Genomic DNA, 12,010 nt, shown 5'->3' on the forward strand with positions numbered 1-12,010 from the left:
CGATCCGGGTGGAGGACGGCCCTTTCCGGGGCCGTCGCACTTCAGAGATTTCCGAGGAATCTTCGCAGGTTGTGACCGTCGACGGTGCGGACGGCGGAAGGGGCGGGGCACTGCCAACACTCTGTCATACTCCGCTGTATGGACACGTTGCACCTGATCCTGCGCTACCTCCACCTGATCGGCTTCGCCGCCGTGGTGGGAGGCTGGCTCGCCGCGACGCTGGCGAAGAAGTACACCATCAACACGGCGATGCTCCTGGGCATCGCGACGCAGCTCGTCACCGGCATCATCCTCGCCGGGACGGCGGGCGCCGACGCGGACCACATGAAGATCGGCATCAAGGCCGGCCTGGCGCTGGTCCTGGCGATCATGATCGTCATCCCGTGGTGGAAGAAGCGCGACCCGGTCAACACGGGCCACTTCACGGCCATCGGAGTCATCTCCCTCATAACTGCGGGAGTGGCGGTCTTCGTTTGACACCCTCTCCGCCGTAAACGGTGCTGTTGGGCAACGGACAAAACTCCCAGGCGAACCGGGAGCGCTGACAGGACGACCAGGCAGATCCTGGGCGAGCCTTGTCCGTTCTGTCCGTTGTCCAACAGCACCGTAATCGACGGGGATTCCCGGCTTGGCTTCCAGCATGGCTGTTAGCTCTACGGGAGGGTTCCTGCTTCGACGCGCTGTGCCCACGCTGTGCGGGTCTTACCTGCGCTCCACAGGCGTTTACAGCCTCCGCATGTCCTGCGGCGGCTTCGCGCGCGAGGCGTCGGCCTTCGCGGCGGATGTTGATTTCGGCGTTCACGTCCCTGTCCTGGACGGCCCCGCACCCGCACTCCCACCGGCGCACCCTGAGCCCTTCCAGCCCGGCCGGGCCGGTCAGCGCACCGCAGTCGGAGCACAGGCGGGTGGAGGGGAAGAACCTGTCCACCCGCACGAACGTCCGACCTTCGCGGGCCGCTTTCGATTCCAGGCGGGAGAGGAACAGCCCGAAGCTCGCGTCCGCCACCGACTTCGCGGCACGGCCACGCGCCATGCCTTTGACGTTGAGATCTTCGGTGTAGATGCTTTGGTTCTCGGCAACTATCCGGTTGACCTGCTTGTCGATCCAATCGTTACGGGAGTGCTTGATCTTCTCATGGACCTTCGCGACCTTCAGGCGCGCTTTGGCCCGGTTGGCAGATCCCTTCTCCTTCCGGGAGAGGGACCGAGAAGCTTTCTTGAGCTTCCGCTCCAGGCGGCGAAAGAATTTCGGGGAGTCGATGGTCTTCCCGCCCCGCAGCACGGCAAACGACTTGAGGCCCAGGTCGATACCCGTCTCGCAGTCCTCCGGGAGCGGGTATTGGAGATCAGCGCCTTCCTCCAGGTCCACAACGAACGACGCGAAATACTTCCCGGTCGGGGTCTTCACGACCGTCACGGAGGACGGTTCGGACGGAAGTTCCCGCGACCAGGCGACCTTCAGGTCTCCGACCTTCGGCAGTCGCAGCCTCCCGTTGCCCAACACCGTGAACCGCGCAGCCCTGGTAAACCGAGCGGTCTGCATGTTCGAACGCCGCTTGAACCGGGGCGGCCCGATACGCGGACCCTGCCGCTTCCCCTTGAGGGAGTCGAAGAAGTTCCGATAAGCGGTGTCGCAGTCGCGCAACGCCTGCTGCAAGACCACGGCGGAGACTCCACCCAGCCATGCGCGCTCAGGGGTCTTCTTGGCCTCAGTGATCAGGGATTTCGCCAACGAAACATACGAAGGGTACTTTTCCCCGGCCTCGTAGGCGGCACGGCGTGCGGCAATACCGTCGTTGTACACCGTCCGCGCACACCCAAACGTCCGCGCCAGAGCATTGCGCTGCGGAGCGGTCGGGTAAAGACGAAAACGGTACCGCAAGAACATACGAACAACATTACTTCCGGGGCCCGACAATACACCTGCGACGTATCGCGCGGGTCGGTTCCAGCGGTGACAGTAAATTGCCGCGCGCGGTTCCGAGCCGCTACACCTCCCGGCTGAAGCCGGGACCACTGCGCCTGATTCTGATAGCACGATGAAAAGCGGAGGAGACGGTTTCCCGTCCCCTCCGCTTTTTCCATGCGCCCCCGAGGGCGCACACTCCTCGGGAGCCGGCGCGCCTACGGACTCAGAGCCCGTCACGTGCGCGCGGGTGAACGACCTAGCTCAGGCTCAGGCCCCAGCTGTTGAGGGTTCCGGAGTCCCAGGAGTAGTGGTCGATGACCTCGAGCGTCCAGGTGCCGCTGGGCGTCTCGTCGGACAGGTTCACCGAGTAGGTCTCCTTGACGTCGTCGCCGGAGTCGTAACCGTTCATCTTGAGGTTGTAGGAGGAACCGTCCGGGGCGATCAGGTTGATCTCCAGGTCGCCGCGGTAGGAGTGGGTGATGTCCACGTCGACCGACGCGTTGGAGGCGGTGGTCGCCTCGCACTCGATGTCGATGGTGGAGGTCACGGTCTCCGTGTCGGGCAGGGGAGTGGACGTGGTGTTGGTGCCCACGCAGTCACCCGGCTCGCCCGGGTCTCCGCCGTCGTCGCCCAGCAGCGAGTGCAGGAGGAGGTTCGGCGAACCGTTCGGGTTGGAGATCTTGCCCTGCGACGAGTTGGTGGCGATCCAGTCGGACACCTCGGCGGGCGTGGCGCTCGGGTTGGCGGACAGGTAGACGGCCACGGCGCCGGCCACGTGCGGCGAGGCCATGGAGGTGCCGCTGATCGTGTTGGTGGCGTTGTCACCGGTGTACCAGGCCGAGGTGATGCTCACGCCGGGCGCGAAGACCTCGATGCAGCTGCCCCAGGCGGAGAACGACGCCTTGCCGTCGCTGGAGTCCGAGGCGGCGACGGTGATGACGTCGTTGGCGCCGGCCGGGGTGTTGTTGCAGGCGTCGTTGTTCGAGTTGCCGGCGGCGATGGCGAACGGGACGCCGGAGGCGACGGCGTTGTCCACGGCGTCGTTGAGCGAGCTGGAGTTGTCGGCGCCGAGGCTCATGTTGGCGACGGCGGGCTGCTGGGCGTTCTGGGCCACCCAGTCGATGCCGTCCATGACGCCCTGGAAGGAACCGGAACCGCCGCAGTCGAGGACGCGGACGGGCACGACGGTGGCCTCCTTGGCGACACCGTAGGTGCTGCCGGCGGTGGTGCCGGCGACGTGGGTGCCGTGGCCGTTGCAGTCCTCGGTCCCGTTGCCGTCGTTGATGGAGGTGAAGCCCTCGGCCATGCGGCCGGAGAACTCCGAGTGGGTGGAGAGGACACCGGTGTCGAGGATGTAGGCGTGCACGCCGTTGCCGTCCTCGTCCCAGTTGTAGGTGTCGTCGAGCGGCAGGTCGCGCTGGTCGATTCGGTCGAGGCCCCACGTGGCGTTGGGCTGCGAGCCGGATCCGAGGACGGAGACGGTCCGGTTCTGCTCGACGTACTCGACGCGCGGGTCGGCGGCGAAGGCCTCGGCCTTCTTCTCGCTCATCTTGCCGAAGAACCCGTCGTAGACGGAGTAGGTCTTGATGTCGGAGACGCCCTCGGAGGCGGCGAAGCTCTCCGCGTCGAGGGCGGAGACGAGGTCGTCCTTGAAGTTGACGAAGTACTCGCCGGCTATGGCCTCGGACGAACCTTCGCCGAGGATGGTCGGTTCGGCCTGGGCGCTCGTGGAGCTGACTGCCACTCCCGCTGCCGCGATGGCGGCGGCGAAGAGCCCCGCGCTGGTCCTTCGCAGGATTTTCCTTTGAGACATAAGGGTTGTCCCTCTCGTTTTCACTTGTCCTGTCGTGTGGTCACCGGGGATGACCCGGCCCCCTGAAGAGACTAATGGAGAATTTGACAGTTGTAAATACGCGTGGTGCTCTACAGGACGCGCGTTCCGCAGAGTGGGACGTGAGAACGAGGTGGACGGCCGACTATCGGCTTCCGGACAAGCGAAGGCCCGGGACGGCGGAGCCGTCCCGGGCGGGAGAGAGCCGCGAGGCTCGGAACAGGACTAGCGGGCGGGACTCAAGGGACTACTCGAACTTGCCGTACAGCAGCGCGTTCGGGGAGTCCTTCGGGTCCTGGACGACGTCCGGAGTGGCGTTGGAGGTCAGCCACTCGGTGACCTCGGCCGGGGTGGCCTCCGGGTTGGCGGACAGGTAGACGGCGACCGCGCCGGCCACGTGCGGCGTGGCCATGGAGGTGCCGCTGATGGTGTTGGTGTCCTCGTCGCCGGTGTGCCAGGCGGAGGTGATGTCGACGCCGGGGGCGAAGATCTCGACGCAGGAGCCCCACGAGGAGAACGTGGCGCGAGCGTCGGAGTCGTCGGTGGCGGCGACGGTGATGACGTCGCTGGCGCCGGCCGGGGTGTTGCCGCAGGCGTCGTTGTCGCTGTTGCCCGCGGCGACCGCGAAGGAGACGCCGGAGGCGACGGCGTTGTCCACGGCGTCGTTGAGCATGTCGGAGTTGGTGCCGCCCAGGCTCATGTTGGCCACGGCCGGCTTCTCGGCGTTCTCGGCGACCCACTCGATGCCGGCGATGACGCCGTCGAAGGAGCCGGAGCCGTTGCAGTCGAGGACGCGGACGGGCACGACGGTGGCCTCCTTGGCGACACCGTAGGTGCTGCCGGCGGTGGTGCCGGCGACGTGGGTGCCGTGGCCGTTGCAGTCCTCGGTCCCGTTGCCGTCCTCGATGGCGTCGAAGCCCTCGGCCATGCGGCCCTCGAACTCGCTGTGGGTGGAGAGGACGCCGGTGTCGACGATGTAGGCGGTCACGCCGTTGCCGTCCTCGTCCCAGCCGTAGGTCTGGTCCAGCGGCAGGTCGCGCTGGTCGGTGCGGTCGAGGCCCCAGGTGGCGTCGGTCTGCTCGCCGGGCGCCATGGTGTGGACGCGGCGGTTCTGCTCGACGTAGTCGACGCGGGAGTCGTCGGCCAGTTCCTTGGCCTGCTCCTCGGTCATCTCGGCGAAGAAGCCGTCCAGGACGCCGTAGGTGGTGACGTCGTCCACGCCGGCGCTGGAGGCGACGGTGGCGGAGTCCTGGGCCGAGGCGCCGTCCTTGAAGACGACGAAGTACTCCCCGGAGATGGCGTCGGGGTCGTCGGCCCCGAGGATCGCGGTGTCGGCCTGCGCGCTCGTGGTGGCGATGGCGAAGGCCCCGGCCGCGACGCCGGCGGCGAGGACGCCCGCCCCGGCGCGACGCAAGGTTCTCTTACGTGACATATGGAATGCCCTTCCGTTCTCGATTGTCCAGTCGATGGAGACCGGGGATGCGCCGGCTTCCACGGAGGAGACTAATTCGAAAACAGAGAACTGTAAATGAGTGGCGGGGCGTCGCCGGGGTGCCTACGGCGAAGTGGAGGGTCCTGTGACGAGGTGATTCACCAGGAATTCACCATTGTGTCCACAGTGATCGGTCCGATTTGGCGTATACCGGACATCCGTTACCGTGGCGTCAACCCGCCAGGGTCCTACTCCGCCAGCTCCATCCACCGCTCCTCGATCTCGTCGCGCTCGCCCTCGAGCGCCGTGAGCGAGCCCTGGAGCTCCGAGAGCTTGGCGCCGTCGGTGGCGAACTCGGCCATGTCGGCGTGGACGGCCTCGATCTTGGCGGTCACCTTGTCGAGACGGCGCTCCAGCTTCGCCATCTCCTTCTGCGCGGCGCGGTCGATCGTCGCCTGGGAAGGCCCCTTGGCGGGCTTGGGAGCCTCGACCGGACCCGACTGCGAACGGCGCATCTCCAGGTACTCGTCGATCCCCCGCGGCAGCATGCGCAGCTTCCCGTCGCCGGGCACCGCCCAGATCTCGTCGGTGGCCCGCTCGGTGAAGTACCGGTCGTGGCTGACGACCACGAGCGTGCCCGGCCAGCCGTCCAGCAGGTCCTCCAGCTGCGTCAGCATCTCGATGTCGAGGTCGTTGGTGGGCTCGTCGAGGAACAGCACGTTCGGCTCGGTCATCAGCAGGCGCGCCAACTGGAGCCGGCGCCGCTGGCCGCCCGAGAGGTCCCCGACCGGAGTCCAGTGCCGCCCGCCGGAGAAGCCGAGCTTCTCGGCCAGCTGGGAGGCGCTGACCTCCTTCTTGCCCATCTGGACGCGCTTGGCGACGTTCTCGATCGACTCCAGTACCCGCCAGGTCGGGTCGAGCTCCTCCATGTGCTGGCTCAGCCAGGCCAGCTTCACGGTGCGGCCCACCTTGACGCGCCCCTGCGGGGGCTGGACGTCCCCGGCGGCCTCGGCCAATGAGCGCAGCAGCGTCGTCTTGCCCGCGCCGTTGGCACCGACCAGTCCGATCCGCTTGCCCGGGCCCAGCATCCACGTCAGGTCCTTGAAGATGACGTTGTCCCCGGCCAGAAGCGTCGCGTCCTCGACCTCGAAGGCGGTCTTGCCCAGGCGCGCCATGGCGAAGGACATCAGCTCGGCCTCGTCGCGCGCCGGCGGCTCGTCGGCGATCAGCTCGTTGGCGGCGTCCACGCGGAACTTGGCCTTCGAAGTGCGCGCCTTGGGGCCGCGCCGCAGCCAGGCCAGCTCCTTGCGCATGACGTTCTGCCGCTTCTCCTCGGCCACCGCCTCCTGGCGCTCGCGCTCGGCGCGGGAGAGGACGTACTCGGCGTAGGCGCCCTCGTACTCGAAGACGTTGCCGCGCTGGATGTCCCAGATCTGCGTGGCGACCTGGTCGAGGAACCAGCGGTCGTGGGTGACGGTGACGAGGGAGGCCTTGAGCCCCGAGAGGTGCTCGGCGAGCCAGGCGATCGCCTCGATGTCCAGGTGGTTGGTCGGTTCGTCCAGCAGCAGGAGGTCGGCCCGGGAGGTGAGGACCCGGGCGAGGTCGACGCGGCGGCGCTCGCCGCCGGAGAGGGTGGCGATACCGCTGTCGAGGCCCTCGGAGAGCGTGGGTGCGTGCAGGCCGCCGAGCAGGCCGGTCAGGATCTCGCGGGTCGCGGCGTCGGAGGCCCACTCGTGCTCGTCGGCGTCGCCGAAGAGGGAGTCGCGCACGGTCGAACCGTCGTCGAGGCGGTCGGTCTGGCCGAGGCTCTCGACGGTGACGCCCCGGGTCTTGACGAGGCGCCCCGAGTCGGGGGTGTCCCGGCCGCTCAGGATGTTGAGCAGGGTGGACTTGCCGTCGCCGTTGCGGCCCACCACGCCGATGCGCTGACCGGCGTTCACCCCCAGGGAGACGGAGTCGAGAACGACCAGGTCGGGGTAGGCCTTCGAGGCGTTTTCGAGGTTGACGAGATTAGCTGCAGACACGTTGACCAACGGTACCAGGGGGAGGGCGCCGACCGCCCTTGCGTGAGCTGTCACTCCTTCGATATGATGTCAGCAAGACATTATTCTGACATCATCTGGAGTCTTTCATGTCCTCTCCCCGGAGAACCCCCGACTCGCTGCGCGGAATCGCGGCGATATTCCACCTCTCCTGGCAGAACAAGCCCGGCCAGGCCGCCGCCTGGTTCGCGCTCCTGTTCGCCTCGGCGGCCTTCCCCTTCGGCCTCGTCCTCGTCGGCGGCACCCTCCTCGGCTCGCTTCCCGCGGCCGCCGAAGCGGGCCTCGACAGCCCCGAGGCCCAACGCACCTACGTCTACATCGGCCTCTTCGCGGCGCTCACCCTTGGCACGCGCTTCTCCCAGAACTTCTGCCTGGCACTGTCCCACAACGTCGGACGCGACCTCCAGCTGCACCTGCAGAACCGCCTGCTGAACGTCCTCGCCCGCCCCGCCGGCATCGCCCACTACGACCGCCCCGACATCCTCGACCGGCTCCGCGTCACCCGCAACCTGGGCGTCGACCAGATGCGCCCCGAACGAGCCGTCGAAGGCATCGGCCAGGTGTTCCCGAACGTCCTGGCCTCGCTGGGAGCGTGCCTCCTCATCGGCCTCTTCTCGCCCTGGCTCGGCCTCGCCTGGCTCATCGGCTGGCCGCTCATGTTCTACCTCTTCATGATGGAGTACGCCCGCATCGGCAGACTCGTCTACGCCGGATCGACCGACCTGAGGGAGACCGAGTACCTCCGCGACATCGCCATCAGCGAAGAGCCCGCCAAGGAGGTCCGCATCTGGGGGCTGCGCCGCCGCCTGCTCGAGCGCTTCGACGCCGGATGGGCGCGGTCGATCGACACCGGCCAGGCCGGCATGCGCCCCGGCCGCCTGGCGATCGCCCTGGCCATCGTCCTCGCACTCTTCGGCACCACCGCGACCCTGCTCGCCTACCAGGGACTCTCCGGAACCGTCGCGGCGGCGACCATCGGCATCTCCCTCCTCGCCGTCCGCTCGCTCTCCGAGTTGAACGCCTTCGACGACTCCACGGCCTTCGTAGTCTTCGGCGCCGTACCCGTCCCCAAGGTCACCGACCTCGACGACGACCTCCGAGAGGAGGAGCCGCCCGCCCCGGTCGCGCTCGCCCCCGAGGCCCCCGAGGGCGACGTGACGTTCAAGGGCGTCACCTTCGCCTACCCCGGCGCCGAGGACCACGTCCTCGAGGACTTCGACCTCACCATCGACGCCGGCACCTCCCTGGCCGTCGTCGGACACAACGGCGCCGGCAAGACCTCCCTGGTCAAACTCCTCTCCGGCTTCTACGCCCCCGACAGCGGCGCCATCACCGCCGACGGGATCGACATCGCCGACCTGCGCCCGGCCGAGTGGCGCTCCCGCCTCTCGGCCCTCTACCAGGACTTCACCCGCTACCCGCTCACCGTCCGCGACAACATCACCCTCGGCGCCCCCGAGTTCGCCGACCACGACGACAAGATCCGCGCCGCCTGCCGCCACCTCGACGTCCAAGAGCTCGTCGACTCGCTGCCGCGCGGACTGGACACCGTCCTCTCCGCCGAGTACGAGGGCGGCGTCGACCTCTCGGGAGGCCAGTGGCAGCGCGTCGCCCTCGCCCGTGCACTGTTCAAAGTGGAATGCGGGGCGCGGCTGCTCATCCTCGACGAACCCACCTCCGCCCTCGACGTCCGCGCCGAGGCCGACCTCTACGACCAGTTCCTCGACATCACCTCCGGACTCACCACCGTCATCGTCTCCCACCGATTCTCCACCGTCCGCCGCGCCGACCGCATCGTCGTCATCGACGCCGGACGCATCGCCGAGGACGGCGACCACGACACCCTCATGGCCGCCGACGGCCTCTACGCCACCGCCTTCCGCCTCCAGGCCGACCGACTGAACCTCCACACCACAGGAGCCCGGTCATGAAAGAACGCCTCTCCGGACTGCGCGCCGTCATCCGCCTCTGCTACCGCACCGACCCGCGCGACTCCCGCCTCCAACTCGCCCTCGGCATCCTCATGGCCCTCCAGGTCCCCGCACTCTCCTACGGGGGCAAGCTCGCCCTCGACGGGATCCTCGGCGGCGACGCCGCCTCCGCCTACACCGGTGCCGCGATCCTCTCCGTCGGCGTGGTCCTCCTCGCCGCCATCATCCTCGCCTACATCAAGGTCGTCTTCCGCCTCGTCGGCAAGTGCACCCGCGCCGGCGACCGCGAACTGATGGACCTGTCCACCGCGACGGCCTCTATAGACCACTTCGAGCAGGAGCGCTACCTCGACGACCTCCACCGCATCCGCGAGGACCGCCACTACCTCGCCATGGGCATCAACTGGCCCGCCCAGTGGATCCGCTCGCTCCTCGTCGTGACCGCCGGCGGCCTCCTCCTGGCGACGATCCACCCGCTCATGGTGCTCTTCCCCGCGCTCGCCGTCTTTGCGCTCTACGTAGGCGGCAAGGCCAACAAACTGCAGGTCGCGGCGCAGAAGGCCACCAGCCCGGCCGAACGCCTGCGCCGGGCCCTGTTCGAGATCGGCACCCGCTCGGAGCCGGCCAAGGAGCTGCGCACCTTCGGCAGCGCCCGAAGGGTCGGCGAGTTCCACGCCCGCCAAGGGGCCGAGGTCGTCGCCGAACGCAACCGCGCCGAACTCAAGTCCGTGCTGTGGATGTCGATGGAGGGACTCCTGTCCGCCGCGGTCATGGCCGGAGCGCTCGCCTTCGGGCTCTACCTGGCGGTCGACGGGCGGGCCACGGCCGGCGACCTCGCCATGCTCGGCAGCCTCCTCATCACCGTCGCCGGCACCTCGGCGCAGCTGGTGGGCATGACCGCGTTGATGGCCCGCATGGGAGTGGTCGGGCGGCGCATCGAGCGCCTGCGCGGATACGTCGCCGAACGCGGGGCGAAGGAGGGCGGCGGCCCGGCCCCCGAGACGCTGGAGAGCGGCATCGCCCTGCGCGACGTCTCCTTCTCCTACCCCGGCGCCGAACGTCCCGTCCTCTCCGGCCTCGACCTGGACCTACCCGCCGGAAAGGTCGTCGCCCTGGTCGGGGAGAACGGCGCGGGCAAGACCACGGTGGCCAAGATGCTGAGCGGCTTCCTCGAACCGACCGGGGGCGAGGTCCTCCTCGACGGCGAGCCCCTCTCCGAGGTCGCCAAGACCGACTGGCACTCGCGGATCGGAGCGACCTTCCAGGACCACGCCAAGTTCGAGTTCACCGCCGCCGAGACCGTGGCGCTGGGGGACCTCCGCGACACCTCCGAGGAGAGGGTGCGCGACGCGATGCGGCGCACCGGGACCGACGACCTCCTCGAAGACCTGCCCGACGGCCTGGACACGAGACTGGGCGTGCGCTGGGAGAACGGCGTCGACCTCTCCGGAGGCCAGTGGCAGAAGCTGGCCATCGCCCGCGGCCGCATGCGGCGCGCCCCGCTGCTGGTGGTCTTCGACGAGCCGACCGCCGCTCTCGACCCGCAGACCGAGCACCGGCTGTTCGAGCGCTTCGCCGAGGAGACCCGGCACGGCGCCCACCGGGGAACGGTCACCGTCCTCATCTCGCACCGCTTCTCGACGGTGTCCATGGCCGACCTGATCGTCGTGCTCGACTCCGGTCGCGTGGCGGAGGCGGGAACGCACGAGGAGCTCGTGGCCGCCGGCGGCCAGTACGCCGAGTTGCACGCGCTCCAGTCGGCCTCGTACGGATAGGCGGACGAACCGGTGAGCGGCCGAGAGGCCGCGACACGGAGCGGGCCGTCCGCACGGACGGTCCGCACCGGCGGAGGGCGGGTCGGCCGCCCACCGACCTGCCACGGCCGCAAGGAAAGACGAAAACAGAGGTAAGAGCACTGACCACGATATAGGAATACGTTTCTATAATATGGAATTCATGCCTATGGTATGACCATGGCAAGAGACGAAGCCCGCTACAGCCACGGACACCACGCCTCGGTGCTGAAGTCCCACACGTGGCGCACAGCCGAGAACAGCGCGGCCTATCTGATCCCCGAACTGGAACCCGACCACTTCCTGCTCGACGTGGGATGCGGGCCGGGCACCATCACCGCCGACCTCGCCCGCCTCGTCCGCTGGGGCCGCGTCGTGGCGGTCGACCGCGAACCGGCCATCGTGGGCCGGGCGGCCGAACACCTGGCGGCCAACGGCGTCCACAACGCCGAGCTCCGCACCGCCGACGTCCTCGACCTCCCCTTCCCCGACAACGCCTTCGACGTCGCCCACGCCCACCAGGTCCTCCAGCACGTGAGCCGGCCCGTCGACGCCCTGCGCGAACTCCGGCGCGTCGTCCGCCCCGGCGGCCTCATAGCGGTGCGCGACGCCGACTACGGGGCCATGACCTGGTTCCCGCCCGACCTCGACATGGAGACCTGGAGAACCCTCTACCAGGAGATCGCCCGCAGCTGCGGCGGCGAGCCCAACGCGGCCCGCCGCCTCAAGGCCTGGTGCGTGGAGGCCGGCATCGAGACCGAGGACATCGCCATGACCACCTCCGCCTGGACCTACTCCACCCCGGAGGAACTGGAATGGTGGTGCGGCCTGTGGGCCGAGCGCCTGGAGAGCTCCGAACTGGCCGCGATCGCCGTGGAGAAGGGCTTCGCCTCCCTCGGAGACCTGGGCCGCCTGGCCGAGGCCTGGCGCCTCTGGTCCCAGGATCCCGAAGCGTGGTTCATGGTCCCGCACGGCGAGATCCTCGCCCGCGTCGACTGACCGGATATTCACGGGCGGGGCACCGGTAGGGGCCTGCGAGCTCCCCGCACCCGTCGACTGACCGGCCCCTCCG

At 68.5% G+C, this 12,010-nt stretch carries 8 protein-coding genes; 4 read left to right on the top strand and 4 right to left on the bottom strand.

Going from position 1 to position 12,010, the window contains the following annotated elements:
- Positions 1–138: 138 nt before the first annotated feature.
- The gene (locus ACFTE1_RS00900; RefSeq protein WP_380619849.1) at positions 139–477 is read left to right on the top strand and encodes a hypothetical protein; all 339 of its coding nucleotides are present in this window, start codon (positions 139–141) and stop codon (positions 475–477) included.
- Here ACFTE1_RS00900 and ACFTE1_RS00905 read toward each other — a convergent pair.
- The 4 genes from ACFTE1_RS00905 to ACFTE1_RS00920 all read right to left on the bottom strand — a co-directional run bounded on the left by ACFTE1_RS00905 (position 446) and on the right by ACFTE1_RS00920 (position 7,196).
- Positions 446–1,888, bottom strand: coding sequence for an RNA-guided endonuclease InsQ/TnpB family protein (locus ACFTE1_RS00905; protein WP_380619851.1), 1,443 nt, complete (start codon positions 1,886–1,888; stop codon positions 446–448). The genes ACFTE1_RS00900 and ACFTE1_RS00905 overlap by 32 nt on opposite strands.
- Before the next feature lie 277 nt (positions 1,889–2,165).
- Positions 2,166–3,722: a S8 family serine peptidase gene (locus ACFTE1_RS00910; protein WP_380619854.1), complete on the bottom strand. Its 1,557-nt coding sequence runs from the start codon at positions 3,720–3,722 to the stop codon at positions 2,166–2,168.
- A 265-nt stretch (positions 3,723–3,987) separates the two neighbouring features.
- A complete protein-coding gene (locus ACFTE1_RS00915) occupies positions 3,988–5,172 on the bottom strand; it encodes a S8 family peptidase (protein WP_380619856.1) in 1,185 nt (394 codons plus the stop codon).
- A gap of 248 nt (positions 5,173–5,420) precedes the next feature.
- Complete coding sequence (locus ACFTE1_RS00920) at positions 5,421–7,196, bottom strand: ABC-F family ATP-binding cassette domain-containing protein (RefSeq protein ID WP_380619859.1); 1,776 nt, start codon at positions 7,194–7,196, stop codon at positions 5,421–5,423.
- Between the two features lie 107 nt (positions 7,197–7,303).
- Between ACFTE1_RS00920 and ACFTE1_RS00925 the strand changes: the two genes are divergently transcribed.
- From ACFTE1_RS00925 to ACFTE1_RS00935, 3 genes are all read left to right on the top strand, one after another.
- Positions 7,304–9,145 (top strand): ABC transporter ATP-binding protein, encoded by a 1,842-nt coding sequence (locus tag ACFTE1_RS00925; protein WP_380619861.1) that lies wholly within the window; start codon positions 7,304–7,306, stop codon positions 9,143–9,145.
- The gene (locus ACFTE1_RS00930) at positions 9,142–10,920 is read left to right on the top strand and encodes an ABC transporter ATP-binding protein (RefSeq protein WP_380619864.1); all 1,779 of its coding nucleotides are present in this window, start codon (positions 9,142–9,144) and stop codon (positions 10,918–10,920) included. Before ACFTE1_RS00925 ends, ACFTE1_RS00930 begins: the two co-directional genes overlap by 4 nt.
- Before the next feature lie 198 nt (positions 10,921–11,118).
- Positions 11,119–11,937: a methyltransferase domain-containing protein gene (locus ACFTE1_RS00935; RefSeq protein WP_380619867.1), complete on the top strand. Its 819-nt coding sequence runs from the start codon at positions 11,119–11,121 to the stop codon at positions 11,935–11,937.
- The last annotated feature ends 73 nt before the right edge of the window (positions 11,938–12,010 follow it).

Origin of the sequence: Salininema proteolyticum (assembly GCF_042685645.1) — a bacterium.
Taxonomy (GTDB): domain Bacteria; phylum Actinomycetota; class Actinomycetes; order Mycobacteriales; family Micromonosporaceae; genus Salininema; species Salininema proteolyticum.